This is a genomic window from Novispirillum itersonii, from assembly GCF_014205675.1.
Lineage (GTDB): Bacteria > Pseudomonadota > Alphaproteobacteria > Rhodospirillales > Rhodospirillaceae > Novispirillum > Novispirillum itersonii_A.
On record NZ_JACIIX010000001.1, the window covers coordinates 362330 to 382286 of the forward strand.

The 19957-nt window shown below is 60.9% G+C and carries 17 protein-coding genes; all 17 read right to left on the minus strand.

The genetic code is table 11. From position 1 onward, the window contains the following. Positions 1 to 2: 2 nt before the first annotated feature. Positions 3 to 281 (minus strand): 30S ribosomal protein S19, encoded by a 279-nt coding sequence (gene rpsS, locus FHS48_RS01660; RefSeq protein WP_019646041.1) that lies wholly within the window; start codon positions 279 to 281, stop codon positions 3 to 5. A 12-nt stretch (positions 282 to 293) separates the two neighbouring features. Continuing rightward, positions 294 to 1133, minus strand: coding sequence for a 50S ribosomal protein L2 (rplB, locus tag FHS48_RS01665; protein WP_184260600.1), 840 nt, complete (start codon positions 1131 to 1133; stop codon positions 294 to 296). A gap of 4 nt (positions 1134 to 1137) precedes the next feature. Further along, a complete protein-coding gene (locus FHS48_RS01670) occupies positions 1138 to 1452 on the minus strand; it encodes a 50S ribosomal protein L23 (RefSeq protein WP_184260603.1) in 315 nt (104 codons plus the stop codon). Beyond that, a complete protein-coding gene (rplD, locus tag FHS48_RS01675) occupies positions 1449 to 2066 on the minus strand; it encodes a 50S ribosomal protein L4 (RefSeq protein WP_184260605.1) in 618 nt (205 codons plus the stop codon). Before rplD ends, FHS48_RS01670 begins: the two co-directional genes overlap by 4 nt. Before the next feature lie 6 nt (positions 2067 to 2072). Then, positions 2073 to 2789 (minus strand): 50S ribosomal protein L3, encoded by a 717-nt coding sequence (gene rplC, locus FHS48_RS01680; protein WP_184260608.1) that lies wholly within the window; start codon positions 2787 to 2789, stop codon positions 2073 to 2075. A 29-nt stretch (positions 2790 to 2818) separates the two neighbouring features. Then, positions 2819 to 3127 (minus strand): 30S ribosomal protein S10, encoded by a 309-nt coding sequence (gene rpsJ, locus FHS48_RS01685; RefSeq protein ID WP_019646046.1) that lies wholly within the window; start codon positions 3125 to 3127, stop codon positions 2819 to 2821. 131 nt (positions 3128 to 3258) lie between these two features. Beyond that, positions 3259 to 4449: an elongation factor Tu gene (gene tuf / locus FHS48_RS01690; RefSeq protein WP_184260612.1), complete on the minus strand. Its 1191-nt coding sequence runs from the start codon at positions 4447 to 4449 to the stop codon at positions 3259 to 3261. A 25-nt stretch (positions 4450 to 4474) separates the two neighbouring features. Then, complete coding sequence (fusA, locus tag FHS48_RS01695; protein WP_184260615.1) at positions 4475 to 6553, minus strand: elongation factor G; 2079 nt, start codon at positions 6551 to 6553, stop codon at positions 4475 to 4477. A gap of 26 nt (positions 6554 to 6579) precedes the next feature. Next, positions 6580 to 7050 carry a 30S ribosomal protein S7 gene (gene rpsG / locus FHS48_RS01700; protein WP_184260618.1) on the minus strand — a complete coding sequence of 157 codons (471 nt, stop codon included), beginning with the start codon at positions 7048 to 7050 and terminating at the stop codon, positions 6580 to 6582. Between the two features lie 20 nt (positions 7051 to 7070). Continuing rightward, positions 7071 to 7442: a 30S ribosomal protein S12 gene (gene rpsL / locus FHS48_RS01705; RefSeq protein WP_019647172.1), complete on the minus strand. Its 372-nt coding sequence runs from the start codon at positions 7440 to 7442 to the stop codon at positions 7071 to 7073. Between the two features lie 475 nt (positions 7443 to 7917). Next, positions 7918 to 12081, minus strand: coding sequence for a DNA-directed RNA polymerase subunit beta' (gene rpoC / locus FHS48_RS01710; RefSeq protein ID WP_184260621.1), 4164 nt, complete (start codon positions 12079 to 12081; stop codon positions 7918 to 7920). Between the two features lie 115 nt (positions 12082 to 12196). Then, complete coding sequence (rpoB, locus tag FHS48_RS01715) at positions 12197 to 16378, minus strand: DNA-directed RNA polymerase subunit beta (protein WP_184260624.1); 4182 nt, start codon at positions 16376 to 16378, stop codon at positions 12197 to 12199. Positions 16379 to 16885: 507 nt separating this feature from the next. Further along, positions 16886 to 17257 carry a 50S ribosomal protein L7/L12 gene (rplL, locus tag FHS48_RS01720; protein WP_184260626.1) on the minus strand — a complete coding sequence of 124 codons (372 nt, stop codon included), beginning with the start codon at positions 17255 to 17257 and terminating at the stop codon, positions 16886 to 16888. Between the two features lie 88 nt (positions 17258 to 17345). Then, a complete protein-coding gene (gene rplJ / locus FHS48_RS01725; protein ID WP_184260629.1) occupies positions 17346 to 17864 on the minus strand; it encodes a 50S ribosomal protein L10 in 519 nt (172 codons plus the stop codon). A 308-nt stretch (positions 17865 to 18172) separates the two neighbouring features. Next, on the minus strand, positions 18173 to 18868 hold the full coding sequence (gene rplA, locus FHS48_RS01730) for a 50S ribosomal protein L1 (RefSeq protein ID WP_184260631.1): 696 nt from the start codon (positions 18866 to 18868) through the stop codon (positions 18173 to 18175). Positions 18869 to 18872: 4 nt separating this feature from the next. After that, positions 18873 to 19304 carry a 50S ribosomal protein L11 gene (rplK, locus tag FHS48_RS01735; RefSeq protein WP_184260632.1) on the minus strand — a complete coding sequence of 144 codons (432 nt, stop codon included), beginning with the start codon at positions 19302 to 19304 and terminating at the stop codon, positions 18873 to 18875. Between the two features lie 120 nt (positions 19305 to 19424). Continuing rightward, positions 19425 to 19955 carry a transcription termination/antitermination protein NusG gene (nusG, locus tag FHS48_RS01740; protein WP_184260634.1) on the minus strand — a complete coding sequence of 177 codons (531 nt, stop codon included), beginning with the start codon at positions 19953 to 19955 and terminating at the stop codon, positions 19425 to 19427. Positions 19956 to 19957: the final 2 nt, after the last annotated feature.

The following is a 19957-nucleotide window of genomic DNA, read 5'->3' on the forward strand; positions in this document are numbered from 1 at the left end:
GATTACTTCCTCTTCGCCTTCTTGTCCGCGGCGTGACCGTAGTAAGTGCGGGTCGGCGCGAACTCACCGAACTTGTGACCGATCATGTTTTCGGTCACCAGAACGGGGACAAACTTGTGCCCGTTGTACACACCAAAGGTGATACCAACGAACTGCGGCAGAATCGTCGAGCGCCGCGACCAGGTCTTAATGACCTCATTACGGCCAGAAGCACGAGTTGCCTCGGCCTTCTTGAGCATGTAACCGTCGACGAACGGTCCCTTCCAGACTGAACGAGCCACGTCCGTCCTCCGTTACTTTTTCTTCGCCAGGTGACGCGAGCGCATGATGAGCCGGTCGGTCGCCTTGTTGTTGCGGGTCTTCTTACCCTTGGTCGGGAAGCCCCACGGGGTAACCGGATGACGGCCACCCGAGGTGCGGCCTTCACCACCCCCATGCGGGTGATCGACCGGGTTCATGGCGACGCCGCGAACGTGCGGACGCTTGCCCAGCCAGCGCTTACGCCCGGCTTTGCCGAGGTTCACGTTCTGGTTGTCCGGGTTCGACACCGCACCGACGGTCGCCATGCATTCACCGCGGACCATGCGCAGTTCGCCGGAAGACAGACGGAGCTGGGCATAGCCCGAGTCCTTACCGATCAGCTGGGCATAGCAGCCCGCCGAACGGGCCATCTGGCCACCCTTGCCCTGCTTCAGCTCCACGTTATGCACGATGGTGCCGACCGGCATGTTCTTCAGCTGCATCGCGTTGCCCGGCTTAATATCGGCCTTGGCGTCGGCGATGACAATGTCACCGGCCTTCAGACGCTGCGGGGCCAGAATGTAAGCCTGCTCACCGTCTTCATAACGGATCAGGGCAATGAACGCGGTCCGGTTCGGATCGTATTCCAGGCGATCGACAGTGCCCGGGATCCCCAGCTTGCCGTTACGCTTGAAGTCGATCAGACGGTAGCGGCGCTTGTGACCGCCACCACGCTGCCAGACGGTAATCCGACCGGTGTTGTTACGACCGCCGGACTTGGTCAGACCTTCGGTCAAAGACTTGACCGGCTTGCCCTTCCACAGCTCGGAACGGTCCACCAGCACCAGCTGGCGGGTACCCGGAGTAATCGGGTTATAAGACTTAAGAGCCATAGTCTCAGACCCCCGTGGTCACGTCGATGGTGTGGCCAGCGGCGAGGGTGATGACGGCCTTCTTAACGTCGGAACGCTTACCGACCAGACCGCGGAACCGCTTAACCTTGCCCTTCTGGATCAGGGTGTTGACGGCCTTGACTTCAACGCCGAACACACCTTCAACCGCTGCCTTGATCTCCGGCTTGGAGGCATCAAGCGGCACCCGGAAGGTAACCTGATTGAATTCCGACCCCATGGTGGCCTTTTCGGTGATCACCGGGGCCTTGATGATGTCGTACATACGCTCTTGCGAGACTTTCACGACGGTCTTGCTCATTTCAGGCGCTCCTCGAGCTTTTCGATGGCAGCCTTGGTGAGGACCAGAGTGTCGCGACGCAGAATGTCGTACACATTGGCACCCTGGGTCGGCAGAACATCGACGCCCGGGATGTTGGCAGCGGCACGAGCGAACAGGTTGTTCACTTCGGCACCGTCAATCACCAGAGCGGAGGTCCAGCCGAGACCCTTCAGCTGCACGGCGAGATCCTTGGTCTTGCCGGAAGCCGACTCGAGGTCGACAACGACCAGCTTCCCGTTCTGGGCCTTGGCCGACAGAGCGGTCTTCAGGCCAAGAGCACGGAACTTCTTGGTCAGGTCGTGAGCGTGGGAGCGCACAACCGGACCAAAAATGGTCGAACCGCCACGGAACTGAGCAGAACGGGTGGAACCCTGACGGGCACGACCGGTGCCCTTCTGCTTAAACGGCTTCTTAGTGGTACCAGAGATCTCGGAGATCGTCTTGGTCTTATGGGTGCCGGCCTGCCGCTTCGCGAGCTGCCAGCGCACCACACGCTGCAAAATGTCGGAACGCACTTCGAGACCGAAGATGTTCTCCGGCAGCTCGACGGTGCCAACCGCCTTGTTGTCAAGCGTGATAACGTCCAGCTTCATGACGCCTTATTCCTTGTTCTCGCCTTCGGCAGCCGAGGACGACTCGGCAGCAGCCTTGACGGCGGCCGGCAGCGGAGCGCCTTCGGGGATGCCCTTTTTCACGGCGTCACGGACCAGAACCCAGCCGCCTTCGGAGCCCGGAACGGCACCCTTGACGAGGATCAGGCCCTGCTCGGCGTCGGTGGCGACAACCTTCAGGTTCTGAAGGGTGACCCGCTCGGCACCGAGGTGACCGGCCATCTTCTTGCCCTTGAACACACGGCCCGGATCCTGACGGTTACCGGTAGAACCATGCGAACGGTGCGAGACCGACACGCCGTGGGTGGCTTCAAGACCACGGAAGTTGTGGCGCTTCATGCCACCGGCAAAACCCTTACCGATGGAGGTGCCGACGATGTCGACCAGCTGACCGACCACGAAGTGGGCGGCAGACAGTTCAACGCCGGGTTCCAGCAGGTTTTCCGGAGAAACACGGAATTCAGCCAGCTTCTTGCGGGGCTCAACATTCGCCTTGGCGAAGTGACCACGCATAGCCTTGGACACATTCTTGACCTTGGCGGTACCGACGCCAAGCTGCACGGCAGAATAGCCGTCCTGATCTTCCGTGCGCTTGGCGACGACATGACAGCCATCAACCTTCAGCACGGTGACCGGAACGTGCTCACCCTGCTCGGTGAACAGCCGCGTCATACCGACTTTTTGTGCGATAAGACCGGAGCGCATTATTTCGTTCCTTGCGTTTGTTTTCACGCTCACAACTTGATCTGGACGTCCACACCGGCGGCCAGGTCGAGCTTCATGAGCGCGTCGACGGTCTGCGGAGTCGGATCGACAATATCCAACACTCGCTTGTGGGTACGGATTTCAAACTGTTCCCGCGACTTTTTGTCGATGTGCGGAGAACGGTTAACAGTAAACTTCTCGATACGCGTCGGCAGCGGGATGGGGCCCCGCACCTGAGCACCAGTGCGCTTGGCAGTGTTCACGATTTCCAGCGTGCTCTGGTCCAGCACACGATGATCAAACGCCTTGAGGCGAATGCGGATGTTTTGGCTTTCCATCTTTGCCTAACCCGAACTTCTTACAGTGATGTGACGAGCCGGGGCCCGAGGAGACGCGGCTTATACCGCATCCAGCCTCGGGCCACCATCTCTTTTTTGTCTAACAGCGAAGTTTTCTGGCTTGCGCCGGATTACTTCGTGATCTTGGAGACGACGCCAGCGCCGACGGTCCGGCCACCTTCGCGGATGGCGAAGCGCAGGCCTTCGTCCATGGCGATCGGGGCGATCAGGTTGACGCCGATGCGGATGTTGTCGCCCGGCATCACCATTTCAGTGCCTTCCGGCAGGGAGATGGTGCCGGTGACGTCGGTGGTGCGGAAGTAGAACTGCGGACGGTAGTTCGCGAAGAACGGAGTGTGACGGCCGCCTTCTTCCTTCGACAGGATGTACACTTCCGACTCGAAGCCGGTGTGCGGGGTGATCGAGCCCGGCTTCGCCAGAACCTGACCACGCTCCACGTCTTCACGCTTGGTGCCGCGCAGCAGGGCGCCGATGTTGTCGCCGGCTTCACCCTGATCGAGCAGCTTGCGGAACATTTCAACGCCGGTGCAGGTGGTCTTCTGGGTGTCCTTCAGACCGATGATTTCGACTTCTTCGCCGACCTTCACCACGCCACGTTCCACACGGCCGGTCACCACAGTGCCACGACCGGAGATCGAGAACACGTCTTCGATCGGCATCAGGAACGGCAGATCCTTCGGACGTTCCGGCTGCGGGATGTACTCATCGACGGCGCGCATCAGTTCCAGAACGGCGTTGTCGCCGATTTCCGGGTTGGAGTCTTCCAGAACGGCCAGGGCGGAACCCTTCACGATCGGAATATCATCCCCCGGGAAGTCGTAGGACGACAGCAGCTCACGGATTTCCAGCTCGACCAGTTCCAGCAGTTCCGGATCGTCAACCTGGTCGACCTTGTTCATGAACACCACCAGGGCCGGCACGCCGACCTGACGGGCGAGCAGGATGTGCTCGCGGGTCTGCGGCATCGGGCCGTCAGCAGCCGACACCACCAGGATCGCGCCGTCCATCTGGGCGGCACCGGTGATCATGTTCTTCACATAGTCGGCGTGGCCCGGGCAGTCCACATGCGCGTAGTGACGGTTGGTGGTTTCATATTCCACGTGCGCGGTGGAGATGGTGATCCCACGGGCGCGCTCTTCCGGCGCCTTGTCGATCTGGTCGTAGGCAGAGAAGGTCGCGCCGCCGGTCTTCGCCAGAACCTTGGTGATCGCAGCGGTCAGAGAAGTCTTGCCGTGGTCAACGTGGCCGATGGTGCCAACGTTGCAGTGCGGCTTCGTACGCGCAAATTTTTCCTTAGCCATTTTTCACTCCGTCAGGCTGGGCCGATCAACCGGCCATCTTCGCCTTAATGTCTTCAGCGACGTTGTTCGGAACTTCAGAGTACTTGTCGAACACCATGGTGTACTGGGCGCGGCCCTGCGACATACCACGGAGCGTGTTGACGTACCCGAACATGTTGGACAGCGGGACAGTGGCTTCGACCACGCGGGCATTGCCGCGCTGATCCATACCACCGACCACGCCACGACGGCTGTTCAGATCGCCGATGATGTCGCCCAGATATTCATCCGGGGTCACAACTTCGACCTTCATCACCGGCTCAAGCAGCTTCGGCCCGGACTGCGGCATCGCTTCGCGGAAGGCGGCGCGGGACGCAATTTCGAACGCCAGAACGCTGGAGTCGACGTCGTGGTAGCCACCGTCGGTCAGGGTGACCTTGAAGTCGGTGACCGGGAAGCCGACGATGCAGCCACTGTCCATGGCAGAGCGCAGGCCCTTTTCGACACCCGGGATGTATTCCCGCGGAACCGAACCACCGACGATGGCGCTTTCGAACACGAAACCGGCACCCGGCTCCAGCGGTTCGAACTTCAGCTGCACCTTCGCGTACTGACCGGTACCACCCGACTGCTTCTTGTGGGTGTAGTCGCAGACGTAGGTCTTGGAGATGGTTTCGCGGTAAGCCACCTGCGGGGCGCCCACGTTGGCATCAACCTTGAACTCACGACGCATACGGTCAACGATGATTTCGAGGTGGAGTTCGCCCATCCCCTTAATCACGGTCTGGCCGGATTCCGGATCAGTCGACACACGGAAGGACGGATCTTCGGCCGCCAGACGCGCCAGAGCCAGACCCATCTTTTCCATGTCGGCCTTGGTCTTCGGCTCGACGGCGACTTCGATCACCGGCTCGGGGAATTCCATCCGCTCGAGGATCACCGGCTTCAGCGGATCGCAGAGGGTGTCCCCGGTGGTGGTGTCCTTCAGACCGACGACGGCCACGATGTCGCCAGCGCCCGCAACCTTGATTTCTTCACGGTTGTTGGCATGCATGAGCAGCATACGGCCGATACGTTCGCGCTTTTCCTTCACCGTGTTGGTGACATAGGTACCCGACTCCAGCACGCCGGAGTAGATACGCACGAAGGTCAGGGAGCCGACGAACGGGTCGTTCATGATCTTGAACGCGAGACCGGCGAACGGCTCATCGTCAGACGACTTCCGTTCAGCCGGGGTTTCGCCATCCAGCAGAACGCCCTTAATGGACGGCACTTCGAGCGGCGACGGCAGGAAGTCGATCACGGCGTCCAGCATGGTCTGGACACCCTTGTTCTTGAAGGCAGAACCACACAGCACCGGCACGAAAGTCCGGGCAATGGTGCCCTTGCGGATGCAGGCCTTCAGAGTGGCTTCGTCCGGCTCATTGCCTTCCAGGTAGGCTTCCATCACCGCGTCATCGACTTCGACGGCGGTTTCCACCAGCTTGGCGCGGTAATCAGCGGCCTTGTCAGCCAGATCAGCCGGAATGTCGACGTATTCATAGGCAGCGCCCAGATCGTCGCCCTTCCAGACAACAGCCTTCATCTTGACCAGGTCAACGACACCGGCGAAATCGGCTTCAACACCGATCGGCAGGTTGACGACCAGCGGCACCGCACCGAGGCGGTCGACGATCATGTCGACGCAACGGTAGAAGTTGGCGCCCATGCGGTCCATCTTGTTGACGAAGCACATGCGCGGAACGCCGTACTTGTCAGCCTGACGCCACACGGTCTCGGACTGCGGCTCAACGCCGGCGACCGAGTCGAACACAGTCACGGCACCATCGAGCACACGCAGGGACCGTTCCACTTCAATGGTGAAGTCGACGTGACCCGGGGTGTCGATGATGTTGATACGGTGATCTTTCCAGAACGCGGTGGTGGCAGCGGAGGTGATGGTGATACCACGCTCCTGTTCCTGCTCCATCCAGTCCATGGTGGCGGCACCTTCATGGACTTCACCGATCTTGTGCGACTTCCCGGTGTAATACAGGATTCGCTCGGTAGTCGTGGTCTTACCGGCATCAATGTGAGCCATGATGCCGATGTTACGGTATCTCTCAAGCGGGGTTTCGCGCTTCATGACGAGCTAGCTACCTTGCGTTCGCGTTACCAGCGATAGTGCGAGAAGGCCTTGTTGGCCTCGGCCATGCGATGCGTGTCTTCACGCTTCTTCACGGCACCGCCACGGTTGTTGGCGGCATCCAGCAGTTCGCCCGACAGCTTGTCGACCATGGTGGTCTCAGAGCGCTTGCGGGAGAAGTCCTTCAGCCAGCGGAAAGCCAGCGCCTGACGGCGGTCAACGCGGACTTCGACCGGAACCTGATAGGTGGCACCGCCGACTCGGCGGGAGCGCACTTCGACGGCCGGCTTGATGTTATCCACGGCTTCGTGGAACACCTGCACCGGATCATTGCCAGTCTTGGCAGCGATCTTTTCGAGGGCACCATAAACAATCTTTTCAGCAACGCTCTTCTTGCCGTCCAGCATGATGGCGTTGATGAATTTGGCGAGAACGAGATCACCGAACTTGGCGTCCGGAAGGACCTCACGCTTTTCTGCGCGATGACGACGAGACATATCTTATTTCCTCGCTGGTCTTACTTCGGACGCTTCGCGCCGTACTTCGAACGACGCTGCTTACGGTTCTTCACGCCCTGGGTATCCAGAGTGCCGCGGATGATGTGGTAACGCACACCGGGCAAATCCTTCACACGGCCGCCACGGATCATCACCACGGAGTGTTCCTGAAGGTTGTGACCTTCACCGGGGATGTAGGAGGTGACTTCAAAGCCGTTGGTCAGACGCACACGGGCCACCTTACGAAGCGCGGAGTTCGGCTTCTTCGGGGTGGTGGTGTACACGCGGGTGCAAACGCCACGCTTCTGCGGGCAGGCCTGCATGGCCGGAACCTTGTTCCGCTTGGCAACCGGCTGGCGGCCTTCACGGATCAACTGATTGATCGTCGGCATAACCGTTCCTTCACTTTGTTACGCTTTCGCGTTGCCTTTTTCGACGCTTTCGCGCCACCCTTAGTACGGCCTGCGCCTGCGCGCCTGCTCGCGATCTGCCCTGGGGGAAAACGGGCGGACCCATTTCCATCCCGTCTCTGCGCCGGATGGGCGGCAGCGATGCCGTCATCAGCGCGGATCAGGCCAGTGTCTTGGGGACAAGACCACACTTTTGCCGGAGCGGGCATTGCCCGAAAATCTCCATGCAAAAACGCCTCCGAAAAAGGATACCTTTCTCAGAGGCGCGCATACTACGGATGCCCCCCGACAGCGTCAAGTGAAAGCTTTGATGCGACTCGGCAGAGCCCCTAAAAAGCGAAAGCCCGGGAAAAATTCAGAAGAATCTTGCCCGGGCTTTGCTGTCAGCACTGTTTTCTTATCCGATCCGGAACCATGAGTCCCGGAGAACTCAGGATCCCGGACCGTTGTAATGGTATCAGGCCGCCGACTCGTCGCCCGGCAGGGCTGCCAGATCGTCGCCGCCGATTTCGGCCAGGTCGCGGTCCCGACGGGCCGCAACCTGACGGTACTGGGCCATGGCGGCACCGGTCCCGGCCGGAATGAGACGACCGACGATGACATTTTCCTTCAGACCGACCAGCGTATCGACCTTGCCCGAAGTGGATGCTTCGGTCAGGACGCGGGTGGTTTCCTGGAACGATGCGGCCGACACGAAGGAATGGGTTTGCAGCGAGGCCTTGGTGATCCCCTGCAGAACCGGGTTCCCGGTCGCCAGACGCCCGCCTTCCTTCATGACCTTTTCGTTTTCCAGCTGGAAGTCGATACGGTCAACCTGCTCGGCCAGCAGGAAGGTGGTGTCGCCCGGTTCAGTGATTTCCACCTTCTGCAACATCTGGCGGACGATCACTTCAATGTGCTTGTCGTTGATCTTCACGCCCTGCAGACGATAGACGTCCTGAATTTCCTTGATCAGGTAATCGGCCAGCGCCTCGACACCCATGACACGCAGAATGTCATGCGGCACCGGGTTGCCGTCCATCAGGGGGTCACCCTTCTTGACGTAGTCGCCTTCCTGAACGGCAAGATGCTTGCCCTTCGGAACCAGATATTCCATCGGCTCAGCGGTGTCATCGGTGGTCGGGACCACGAGGATACGGCGCTTGTTCTTATAGTCCTTCCCGAATTCAACCCGGCCATCGATCTCGGCGATGATGGCATGGTCCTTCGGCTTCCGGGCTTCGAACAGTTCCGCAACGCGCGGCAGACCGCCGGTGATGTCACGGGTCTTGGAGCCTTCACGCGGAATACGTGCCAGCACGTCACCGGCGTTGACCCGCTGCCCCGGTTCCACCGACAGGATGGCGTCGACGGAGAGGAAGTAACGGGCTTCCACGCCGCTGCCCAGCATCACCACGTTGTTGCTTTCATCCCGCAGGGTGACCCGCGGCTTCAGATCGCTGCCACGCGGCTGCGACTTCCAGTCAACGACAACGCGGGAGGAAATGCCGGTCGCTTCGTCAACCTGCTCACGCATGGAGACGCCTTCGACCAGGTCCAGATAGTGGACCACACCTTCCTTCTCGGTGATGATCGGCAGGGTGTACGGATCCCATTCGGCCATCTTGGTCGCCTTGGTGACCGGCTTGCCGTCTTCCACATACAGCTTGGCGCCGTAGGGAATGCGGTGGCGGGCCTTTTCGCGGCCATTGACGTCGAGCAGGATAATTTCGAGGTTACGGGCCAGAACAATCTGGACGCCCTCGGAATTCCGCACGGTGTTGAAGTTATCCACCCGGACCATCGAGTCGAACGGCGCTTCAACGCTGGACTGTTCAGCCCCACGCTGCGCGGCACCGCCGATGTGGAAGGTACGCATGGTCAGCTGGGTGCCCGGCTCACCGATCGACTGCGCGGCAACAACGCCGACGGCTTCCCCGATGTTGGCGGAGGTCCCGCGGGCCAGATCGCGGCCATAGCACTTACCGCAGATCCCGGTCTGGGTTTCGCAGGTCAGCACCGAGCGGATCAGCAGGGATTCAATCCCGGCCGCTTCGATCTTCTCGACATCCGGCTCGGTGATGATCTCACCCTTCTTCACCAGCACTTCGCCGGTCGCCGGGTTGATCGCATCTTCGCCGGCGGTGCGGCCCAGAACACGTTCGCCCAGCGACACGACCACTTCGCCGCCGTCCACCACCGGAATGGCGGTCAGGGCGCGTTCGGTGCCGCAATCTTCCTCGGTGATGATCGCGTCCTGCGCCACGTCGACGAGACGACGGGTCAGGTAACCGGAGTTCGCGGTCTTCAGCGCGGTATCGGCCAGACCCTTACGGGCACCGTGGGTGGAGTTGAAGTACTCCAGCACGGTCAGGCCTTCCTTGAAGTTGGAAATGATCGGGGTCTCGATGATGGAACCGTCCGGCTTCGCCATCAGACCGCGCATCCCGGCCAGCTGCTTCATCTGCGCCGCCGAGCCACGCGCCCCGGAGTGGGCCATCATGTACACCGAGTTGACCGGCTTGCCCGGCACAACGCGGCTGATTTCCTTCATCATTTCGTCAGCGACCAGATCGGTGCAGTGCGACCAGGCGTCAACGACCTTGTTGTACTTTTCACCCTGGGTGATCAGACCATCCTGATACTGCTGCTCGAATTCCTTGACCTGACGTTCGGTGTCGGCGACCAGCTTTTCCTTGGTCGCCGGGATCACCATGTCGTCCTTGCCGAAGGAGATCCCCGCACGCGCCGCCTGACGGAAGCCAAGCGCCATGACGCGGTCACAGAAGATCACCGTCTCTTTCTGACCGCAGTGGCGGTAGACGATATCGATGACGTCCTGAATGTCCTTCTTCCGCAGCAGACGGTTCACGATGGAATACGGAACCTTCGGGTGACGCGGCAGCAGGTTGGCGAGCATCAGGCGGCCCGGAGTGGTTTCCACCACCAGGGTCACCGGAGTGTTCTCGGCATCCACGGTGTGGTACCGCGCCTTGATGCGGGCGTGCAGGGAGAGCACACCGGCGTTCATCGCGTGTTCCAGCTCGGCGACATCGCCGATCACCATGCCGTCGCCCCGTTCATTCTCACGGTCCATGGTCATGTAGTACAGACCAAGCACCATGTCCTGCGTCGGGACGATAATCGGCTTGCCGTTGGCCGGGCTGAGGATGTTGTTGGTCGACATCATCAGCACGCGGGCTTCAAGCTGGGCTTCCAGCGACAGCGGCACGTGGACCGCCATCTGGTCACCGTCGAAGTCGGCGTTGAAGGCGGTGCAGACCAGCGGATGCAGGTTGATCGCCTTGCCTTCCACCAGCACCGGCTCAAACGCCTGAATGCCCAGACGGTGCAGCGTCGGCGCGCGGTTCAGCATCACCGGGTGTTCGCGGATGACCTCTTCGAGGATATCCCAGACTTCCGGACGCTCTTTTTCCACCATCCGCTTGGCGGCCTTGATGGTGGTTGCCATGCCGTAAAGTTCAAGCTTGGAGTAGATGAACGGCTTGAACAGTTCCAGCGCCATTTTCTTCGGCAGACCGCACTGGTGGAGCTTCAGCTCCGGCCCCACCACGATCACCGAACGGCCGGAGTAGTCAACGCGCTTACCGAGCAGGTTCTGACGGAAGCGGCCCTGCTTGCCCTTCAGCATGTCGGCCAGCGACTTCAGCGGACGCTTGTTGGCGCCGGTGATGGCGCGGCCACGGCGGCCGTTGTCGAACAGGGCGTCAACAGATTCCTGCAACATACGCTTTTCGTTGCGGATGATGATCTCCGGGGCGCGGAGTTCGATCAGGCGCTTCAGGCGGTTGTTACGGTTGATGACGCGACGGTACAGGTCGTTAAGGTCGGAGGTGGCGAAACGGCCACCATCGAGCGGCACCAGCGGACGCAGTTCCGGCGGAATCACCGGAATCACTTCCAGAATCATCCATTCCGGACGGGTGTTCGACTCGACGAACGCTTCCGCCAGCTTCAGACGCTTCACCAGCTTCTTGCGCTTGGCTTCGGAGGAGGTTTCGCGGAGATCCTGGCGCATCTGCACCAGCTCCTCCTCGATATCCATCGCGATCAGCAGGTCACGGATCGCTTCCGCACCGATGCCCGCGGTGAAGCTGTCTTCACCGTATTCTTCGACGCAACGCTGGTACTGTTCTTCCGACAGCAGCTCAAACTGCTTCAACGGGGTCAGACCGGGTTCGGTGACCACGTAGTTTTCGAAGTACAGAACCCGTTCCAGATCCTTCAGGGTCATGTCGAGCAGCAGACCGATGCGGCTCGGCAGGGACTTCAGGAACCAAATGTGCGCCACCGGAGCGGCCAGTTCGATATGGCCCATCCGTTCGCGGCGGACCTTCGACAGGGTCACTTCGACGCCGCACTTTTCGCAGATGATGCCACGGTACTTCATGCGCTTGTACTTACCGCACAAGCATTCGTAATCCTTCACCGGCCCGAAAATACGGGCGCAGAACAGACCGTCGCGTTCCGGCTTGAAGGTACGGTAGTTAATGGTTTCCGGCTTCTTGATCTCACCGAAGGACCAAGAACGGATCTTCTCGGGGCTGGCAATGGAAATCTTGATCTGATCAAACGACTGGCTGCCGCTGACCTGACCGAAGATCTTCATAAGCTCGTTCATGCCTGATCTCCTGTCGCGCTGGCGGAGGGATTCTTCATCCTGCCCTCCGCCGGGCGCGTATCTCAAAAGCTGCGTTGCAGGGACTGTGACGTAGGGGGTACTGCGGGGAAGGCGGTCAGCCTTCGCCCTGCAGCAGCTCCACATCCAGACCCAGAGACCGCATTTCCTTCACCAGCACGTTGAACGACTCGGGGATACCGGCTTCGAAGGTATCGTCGCCACGGACGATGGCTTCGTAAACCTTGGTACGGCCCGACACGTCGTCCGACTTCACCGTCAGCATTTCCTGAAGGGTATAGGCAGCGCCGTAGGCTTCGAGGGCCCACACTTCCATTTCCCCGAAACGCTGTCCGCCGAACTGCGCCTTACCGCCCAGCGGCTGCTGGGTCACCAGCGAGTACGGGCCGATGGAGCGGGCGTGGATCTTGTCGTCAACCAGGTGGTGCAGCTTCAGCATATAGATGTAGCCGACGGTCACCTGACGGTCGAACGGCTCCCCGGTACGGCCATCGTACAGGGTGACCTGACCGGAGGCATGCAGACCGGCCTGCTCCAGATGCTCGGCGATGTCGCTTTCACGGGCACCGTCAAACACCGGAGTGGCGATCGGAATCCCGCCCCGCAGGTTGGAAGCCAGTTCGACCACTTCGGCATCATCCAGACCGACAATGTCTTCCTGGAAGTGATGCTCGCCGTAGACGTCCTTCAGCTTGCCACGCAGACCGTCGAGGGTGCCGGTGCCATAGCGCACGGCATCCAGCGCCTCGCCGACCTGCTTGCCGAGGCCACGGCAGGCCCAGCCCAGATGGGTTTCCAGAATCTGCCCGACGTTCATACGCGACGGCACACCCAGCGGGTTCAGGACGATATCGACCTGGGTCCCGTCGGCGAGGTACGGCATGTCTTCGATCGGAACGATCCGGGAGATAACCCCCTTGTTGCCGTGACGGCCCGCCATCTTATCGCCCGGCTGGAGCTTACGCTTCACCGCAACGAAGACCTTGACCATCTTCAGCACGCCCGGCGGCAGTTCGTCACCGCGTTGCAGCTTCTCGACCTTGCTTTCAAAGCGGGCCTGAAGCTGGCCGATGGCTTCTTCGTGGGACTTCTTCATCCCTTCGATGTCCGCCATGATGGAATCGTCTTCCACCGCGAACTGACGCCACTGGCCCTGAGTGTACTGCGACAGGACATCTTCGGTCAGCTCGACGCCGATCTTGAAGCCCTTCGGACCGGCAACCGCCTTCTGGCCCAGCAGCTTTTCCTTCAGGCGCAGGCTGAACGAACCGTCAAGAATGGCGCGTTCGTCGTCGCGGTCCTTGGCGAGGCGTTCGATTTCAGCCCGTTCGATGGCGAGCGTACGCTCGTCCTTCTCAACACCCCGGCGGTTGAAGACGCGCACTTCCACGATGGTGCCCTGCACGCCCGGGGGCAGACGCAGGGAGGTATCGCGGACGTCAGCGGCCTTTTCACCGAAGATGGCGCGCAGCAGCTTTTCTTCCGGAGTGACCGGGCTTTCGCCCTTCGGGGTGGTCTTGCCGACCAGAATATCCCCGGCCTTCACTTCGGCCCCGATGTAGACGATACCGGCTTCGTCGAGGTTCTTCAGCGCGTCTTCCCCGACGTTGGGGATGTCGCGGGTGATGTCTTCCTGACCCAGCTTGGTATCGCGGGCCATCACTTCGAATTCTTCGATATGGATCGAGGTGAACACGTCGTCACGGACGATGCGTTCGGAGATCAGGATCGAGTCTTCGAAGTTGTAGCCATTCCACGGCATGAACGCGACCAGCACGTTCCGGCCAAGGGCCAGTTCGCCCAGTTCGGTCGACGGACCGTCAGCGATGATGTCGCCCTTGCGGACGATATCGCCCACCTTCACCAGCGGACGCTGGGTGATACAGGTGTTCTGGTTGGAGCGCTGGAACTTGGACAGGCGGTAGATATCCACGCCGGACTGGGCGGCATCCACTTCCTCGGTGGCACGCACCACGATGCGCATGGCATCGACCTGCTGCACGATCCCGGTGCGGCGGGCGGAAATGGCGGCGCCGGAGTCACGGGCCACAACGCCTTCCATCCCGGTCCCGACGAACGGGGCTTCGGCACGGATCAGCGGCACGGCCTGACGCTGCATGTTGGAACCCATCAGCGCGCGGTTGGCGTCGTCGTTTTCCAGGAACGGAATCAGCGCCGCGGCGACGGACACCAGCTGCTTCGGCGACACGTCGACGAAGTCGATTTCGCTGGGGGCGGCCATAATGTAATCGCTCTTGGCGCGGCACGACACCAGATCGCCGACAAAGCGGTTCTCGCCATCCAGCTCGGCGTTCGCCTGCGCGATGGTGTAACGGCCTTCTTCCATCGCCGACATGTAGATCACCTCATTGGTGACCACACCATCGACAACCTTACGATACGGGGCTTCAATGAAGCCGTACTGGTTGACGCGGGCATAGGTGGCGAGGCTGTTGATCAGACCGATGTTCGGACCTTCCGGGGTCTCAATCGGGCAGATACGGCCGTAGTGGGTCGGATGCACGTCGCGGACTTCAAAGCCCGCGCGCTCACGGGTCAGACCGCCCGGCCCGAGGGCCGAGAGACGACGCTTGTGGGTCACTTCCGACAGCGGGTTGGTCTGGTCCATGAACTGCGACAGCTGCGAGGAGCCGAAGAATTCACGCACCGCCGCCGCCGCCGGCTTGGCATTGATCAGGTCATGCGGCATCACGGTGTCGATGTCCACGGAGGACATACGTTCCCGGATGGCGCGTTCCATACGCAGCAGACCGACGCGGTACTGGTTTTCCATCAGTTCGCCGACAGAGCGGACACGACGGTTCCCCAGATGGTCGATGTCATCGATCTCGCCACGGCCGTCCTTCAGTTCGACCAGGGTCTTGATGATGCGCAGGATGTCTTCACGGCGCAGAACACGCATGGTGTCCGGCGCTTCCGCCATGGTGAAGTTCAGGCGGGAGTTCATCTTCACGCGGCCGACCGAGGACAGGTCGTAGCGCTCGATGTCAAAGAACAGGCCACGGAACAGCAGCTCCGCCGCTTCCAGGGTCGGCGGCTCACCCGGGCGCATCACCCGGTAGATGTCGATCAGGGCTTCTTCGCGGTTGGTGTTCTTGTCCGCAAACAGGGTGTTGCGGATGTAGGGGCCAACGTTGACATGGTCGATGTGGAGCGTCGGCAGCTCATCGATGCCGTTCTTCTCCAGCTCGGCCAGAGCCGCCTCGGTGATTTCCTCACCGGCTTCGATGAAGATTTCACCGGTGCCCGGATTGATGATGTCCTCACCGGCATAACGGCCGATCAGGTCCTCGCGCAGGACCCGCATCTCGGTCATCCCGCCTTCGATCAGCTTCTTGCCGATCCGCGGAGACACCTTGCCGCCCGCCTCAACCTTCACTTCGCCGGTGGCGGCGTCGATCAGGTCATAGGTCAGCTTCACACCCTTCAGCCGCTCCGGCGCGAAAGCCGTCTTCCAGCCCTGCGCGTCCGCAGTGTAGGTGATGCTGTCGTAGAAGTAGTTGAGGATGTCTTCGGCCGTCAGACCGGTCAGCTCCGCCGGATCCAGCGGCAGACGGGCCTTGGTCCGGTCAGCGCGCAGCTTTTCGGCGGCATTGGAATCCAGCGCGTAGAGCAGCGTGGACACCGGCAGCTTACGGCGGCGGTCGATACGCACGTAGACGATATCCTTGGCATCGAACTCGAAGTCCAGCCAGGAGCCACGGTACGGAATGACGCGGGCGGCAAACAGATACTTGCCCGAAGAGTGGGTCTTGCCCTTGTCGTGGTCGAAGAACACGCCCGGGGAGCGGTGCATCTGCGACACGATCACGCGTTCGGTGCCGTTGACGATGAAGGTGCCGTTGCGGGTCATGAGCGGCATGTCGCCCATGTACACGTCCTGCTCCTTGATGTCGCGGACGGACCGGGAGCCGGTGTCCTCATCAACATCCCACACCACCAGACGCAGGGTCACCTTCAGCGGAGCCGCAAAGGTCATGCCGCGCTGCTGGCACTCTTCCACATCATACTTCGGCTCTTCCAGCTCGTAGCGGACGAATTCCAGTTCGCCCTTGCCGGCAAAATCCTTGATCGGAAAGACGGACTTGAAAACTTCCTGAAGGCCGGAGTTGGTCCGCTTGGCCGCCACAATGCCGGTCTGCAGGAACTGATCGTAGGAGTTCTTCTGCACTTCGATCAGATTGGGCATCGGGGCCACGGTCGGGATACGCCCAAAATTCTTGCGTACCCGCTTACGACCGGTGAAGGACTTAGCCATTGCCGCTCCTCTATGTCTTCGACTGTATCCGGCATCGTCATGCCGGGTTTCGACGGCGATCCGGGCTGCGTGTTCCGGCAGGATTTCCTGCGGAGTCGCCCGGACCGTGACGGGGGGTGCCAGAGCAAGCACCCGAAACCGTCGACACGTGTAAGAATCTGCCCCACTGCCCGCACCTGCTCCCCGGTGCGGCGTCCGGGCCGACCTGCACAGGGCTGATGTCAGCCCTCTGGACGTCGGTCCTTCCTTTCATGCCCCTTGGCGATGAAAAGCCACCTTCCACGTATACGTAAATCATGCACACGCAAAACATCCGCCCGCCTTTCGGCGCAGCGGAAAAAAGCACATTACAGAGTCAGGTGGCACTCGTCACGCCAAATCATGACCCGGTGATCTTTTTCTGCGTCCAGCAGTCACACCCCAGGGACTCAGAAGCAGGGAGTGCAGAAACAGGAAGGCCGGAGATCCGAAGATCTCCGGCCCGATCCCATTTGCCGAAGGCAGGTCTTACTTCAGTTCGACCTTGGCGCCGGCGTCTTCCAGCTGCTTCTTCAGCTTGTCGGCTTCGTCCTTGGACGCAGCTTCCTTCACGGCCTTCGGAGCGCCTTCGACCAGGTCCTTGGCTTCCTTCAGACCCAGGCCGGTGATGGCGCGGACTTCCTTAATGACGTTGATCTTGTTGGCGCCGGCGTCAACCAGAACCACGTCGAACTCGGTCTTTTCTTCAACGGCCGGAGCAGCGGCAGCGGCAACGGCGGCGACGGCCACCGGAGCAGCGGCGGAAACGCCCCACTTTTCTTCCAGCAGCTTGGACAGTTCAGCGGCTTCCAGCACGGTCAGGGCGGACAGGTCGTCGACGAGCTTGGCGAGATCAGCCATTTTATACTCCACAGGTTGACCACGGGCTTTGCGTTATGCCGCGTGGCAGGTCGGTTCATAAAGTCCCGCCGAAGCGGGAAGCAGCGACTTAGGCGGCTTCGCCTTTGGTGGCATAGGCATTGAGAACCCGAGCAAGCCCGGCAGCCGGCTGAGACAGCACGGTCGCGATACGGGTACCCGGGGTCTGGATCATGCCCACCAACCTGGCACGCAGTTCGTCCAGGCTCGGCATGGTGGCCAGCGCCTTAACCCCATCGGAGTTCAGGGCAGAGCCGTTCATGTTCCCGCCGAGAATAACCAGCTTCGGGTTAGTCTTGGCGAAATCAACCATAGCCTTGGCAGCGGCGACCGGATCGGCCGACACGGCAATGCCGGTCGGACCGGTCAGCAGATCGCCGACGCTGTCAAACTTGGTGCCATCAAGGGCGAGACGCGTAAGCCGATTCTTGGTGACACGGAAGCTGGCACCCGCAGCGCGCATCTGCTTACGGAGATTCTCCATTTCCGCCACGGTCAGGCCCGAATAGTGGGCGACCACGACGGTGGAGACTTCCCCGAACAGCTGATGGAGCTCGGAAACCAACTCCTGCTTCTGTTCACGGTTCACGTTGCGTCTCCGCAGTCTTGATCCGGTCCGGAAACCGGACAGGATCTGTTGCGATAGTCTCCATCCGGAAGGACGGAGGGGACAACCTGCCCCAGAAGCTGAAGCCCGCCACCCAAGAGCCGCTATGCGTGATAACGGAACCGGACCCGCGGAAATTCAACTCCCGTCTGTGCAGGCGGGGTGCTCCCCTTTCAGAAACCGCCCGTGCGGTTCACCTACGGTCTTGGACAGGTAACACGGCTTCCGGCGGACCGGAAACCTGCCACCGTCACCCGGGCACGCCCGGATGACGGTGATCAAGGATGCTCTTAGCCCGCGACGGAGCCCGGAGCAATCTTCAGACCCGGGCCCATGGTGGAGCTCAGGGAGATCTTCTGCACGTAGGTGCCCTTGGCGCCCGACGGCTTGGCCTTCTGGATGGCGTCCACGAAAGCGCGGACGTTCTCAACCAGCTTGCCTTCGTCGAAGGAGACCTTGCCGATACCGGCATGGACGATACCAGCCTTCTCGACACGGAACTGCACCTGACCGGCCTTGGCGGACTTCACGGCACCGGCGACATCGGCGGTGACGGTGCCCAGCTTCGGGTTCGGCATCAGGCCGCGCGGCCCGAGGATCTTACCGACGCGACCGACCAGACCCATCATATCCGGGGTGGCGATGCAGCGGTCGAAATCCATCTTGCCCTGCTGGATCATTTCCATCAGCTCTTCGGCACCGACGATGTCAGCACCGGCAGCCTTGGCTTCCTCGGCCTTATCGGCCTTGGCGAACACAGCGACGCGCACGGTCTTGCCGGTGCCGTGCGGCAGCTCGACAACACCACGGACCATCTGGTCGGCATGACGCGGGTCAACACCCAGGTTCATGGCGATTTCGAGAGATTCGTCAAACTTGGCCTTAGCGGCCCCCTTGACGATCTTCACGGCTTCGACCAGCTCGTAAAACTTTTCGCGATCAACGCCTTCGTAGGCGCTCTTCAGACGCTTGCCAATCTTCGCCATCGTCTTATTCCACCACCTGGAGACCCATGGACCGGGCAGAGCCCTTGATCATCTGTACGGCGGAGTCAACCTCGGCGCAGTTCAGATCCTTCATCTTCGCTTCGGCGATTTCACGGATCTGATCGACCGTGACCTTGCCGACGAAGGAGCCCTTACCCGGAGTCTGGGAACCAGACTTCAGGCTGGCGGCCTTCTTCAGGAAGTAAGACACCGGCGGGGTCTTGGTGACGAAGGTAAAGGTACGGTCGGTGTAGGCGGTGATGACGACCGGAATCGGCATCCCCGGCTCAAGACCCTGCGTGGCGGCGTTGAACGCCTTGCAGAATTCCATGATGTTCAGGCCGCGCTGACCCAGCGCCGGACCGATCGGCGGCGACGGGTTGGCTTTGCCCGCAGGCACCTGAAGCTTAACGTAACCAGCGACTTTCTTTGCCATTTTCCTACCTCGTTGCGTTGAGGCCCGCGGTCCGGCCGGGCAACCGGGCCTCCCGCGGATACCGGGATACGGACTGCCCGCACCCCGACCAACTCCCGGTCATCAGATCCCGGATCGGGATCAGACTTTCTCGACCTGAGAGAATTCCAGATCGACCGGCGTGGACCGGCCGAAGATCGAAACAGACACCTTGAGGCGGGCCTTGTCTTCCTCGACTTCTTCGACAATGCCGTTGAAGGAGGCAAACGGACCGTCGGCAACGCGAACCTGCTCGCCGACCTCGAAAGTGATGGAGGCCTTCGGACGCTCGACGCCTTCCTTGACCTGATTGATGATGCGCTCAGCCTCGCGCTGGGTGATCGGCACCGGACGGCCACGCCCCCCGAGGAACCCGGTCACCTTCGGCGTATCTTTCACCAGATGCCAGCTTTCGTCGGTCATCTGCATCTTCAGCAGCACATAGCCCGGGAAGAACTTGCGGTCGGACTGCACTTTCGCGCCGCGGCGGACTTCCACCACTTCTTCCGTCGGCACCAGGATCTCTTCGAACTGATCGGCCAGACCCTTCTGGGCAGCCTGTTCGCGGATCGACTGGGCGACTTTGTTCTCAAACCCGGAATAAACGTGCAGAACGTACCAACGCGCTTCCATGA

Coding starts and splice junctions, on each gene's coding strand:
- nusG (WP_184260634.1), bottom strand. CDS start 19,955: ATGGAAGCGCGTTGGTACGTTCTGCACGTTTATTCCGGGTTTGAGAAC.
- tuf (WP_184260612.1), bottom strand. CDS start 4,449: ATGGCTAAGGAAAAATTTGCGCGTACGAAGCCGCACTGCAACGTTGGC.
- rpsG (WP_184260618.1), bottom strand. CDS start 7,050: ATGTCTCGTCGTCATCGCGCAGAAAAGCGTGAGGTCCTTCCGGACGCC.
- rplA (WP_184260631.1), bottom strand. CDS start 18,868: ATGGCGAAGATTGGCAAGCGTCTGAAGAGCGCCTACGAAGGCGTTGAT.
- rplD (WP_184260605.1), bottom strand. CDS start 2,066: ATGAAGCTGGACGTTATCACGCTTGACAACAAGGCGGTTGGCACCGTC.
- rpsL (WP_019647172.1), bottom strand. CDS start 7,442: ATGCCGACGATCAATCAGTTGATCCGTGAAGGCCGCCAGCCGGTTGCC.
- rplB (WP_184260600.1), bottom strand. CDS start 1,133: ATGGCTCTTAAGTCTTATAACCCGATTACTCCGGGTACCCGCCAGCTG.
- rplL (WP_184260626.1), bottom strand. CDS start 17,257: ATGGCTGATCTCGCCAAGCTCGTCGACGACCTGTCCGCCCTGACCGTG.
- rplK (WP_184260632.1), bottom strand. CDS start 19,304: ATGGCAAAGAAAGTCGCTGGTTACGTTAAGCTTCAGGTGCCTGCGGGC.
- rpsJ (WP_019646046.1), bottom strand. CDS start 3,127: ATGGAAAGCCAAAACATCCGCATTCGCCTCAAGGCGTTTGATCATCGT.
- FHS48_RS01670 (WP_184260603.1), bottom strand. CDS start 1,452: ATGAGCAAGACCGTCGTGAAAGTCTCGCAAGAGCGTATGTACGACATC.
- rpoC (WP_184260621.1), bottom strand. CDS start 12,081: ATGAACGAGCTTATGAAGATCTTCGGTCAGGTCAGCGGCAGCCAGTCG.
- rpoB (WP_184260624.1), bottom strand. CDS start 16,378: ATGGCTAAGTCCTTCACCGGTCGTAAGCGGGTACGCAAGAATTTTGGG.
- fusA (WP_184260615.1), bottom strand. CDS start 6,553: ATGAAGCGCGAAACCCCGCTTGAGAGATACCGTAACATCGGCATCATG.
- rplC (WP_184260608.1), bottom strand. CDS start 2,789: ATGCGCTCCGGTCTTATCGCACAAAAAGTCGGTATGACGCGGCTGTTC.